Origin of the sequence: Streptomyces cellostaticus (genome assembly GCF_001513965.1) — a bacterium.
In the GTDB taxonomy this organism is placed as follows: domain Bacteria; phylum Actinomycetota; class Actinomycetes; order Streptomycetales; family Streptomycetaceae; genus Streptomyces; species Streptomyces cellostaticus.
In genome coordinates, this window is record NZ_KQ948142.1 from 1 (window position 1) to 601 (window position 601).

General features: G+C 66.1%; 1 pseudogene. It reads right to left on the reverse strand.

The window, feature by feature from the left end:
- Positions 1–190: 190 nt before the first annotated feature.
- A pseudogene (locus tag AQI88_RS48400) lies at positions 191–425 on the reverse strand (IS5/IS1182 family transposase); the annotation flags it as partial.
- Positions 426–601: the final 176 nt, after the last annotated feature.

The window sequence follows — 601 nt, forward strand, 5'->3', positions numbered from 1 at the left end:
CCAGTGTCGTTATCGTGGTAAGCCCTGCCAGCACTCTGCCTGCGCGCCCGCGCCCACAGAAGCGGGCGCGGGCATCACCCTGCCTCGCACGGACCGCTGGGGCAAGAAGCCCCGCCCCTCGGCCTGACACCGCCTCGCGCTCAACAGGGCGCCCGTCACTGCGGCATCGTCTTCGTCACGGTTTGGTGGGTTATGCGCGGAGCCAGAGGTGGATGGCTGCGGCAGTCACGGTCCTGTGAAAGACGTACGCCCTCTTGTCAAAGCGTGTGGCGATGGCCCGGTATATCTTCAACCGGTTTTTTCAGCCGTTCGACGTCGCTTCTACGGGCGTAGTGCGCCGGGTTGAAACCGGTGGCGGTTCCGGCACCTCGGTCACTGTCTCCTCCTCGACGTGTTTGCGCAGGCATGCGGTGAGGTAGCTTGCGCGCAGATGTCCTGGCCGGTCAGAACGACCGTTGAGGCTCCGCTCCGGCTGCCGGGGCGGAGCCTCTGCGCATTGGAAAGGGAATCCGCTGCGGCAGGGTTGGAGCCCCCTACCCGAGCTGGTACGAGCAGCCCTGTAGGCGGTGGCGTCGTCCAATCAGGGTGAACCGCTCCGGGT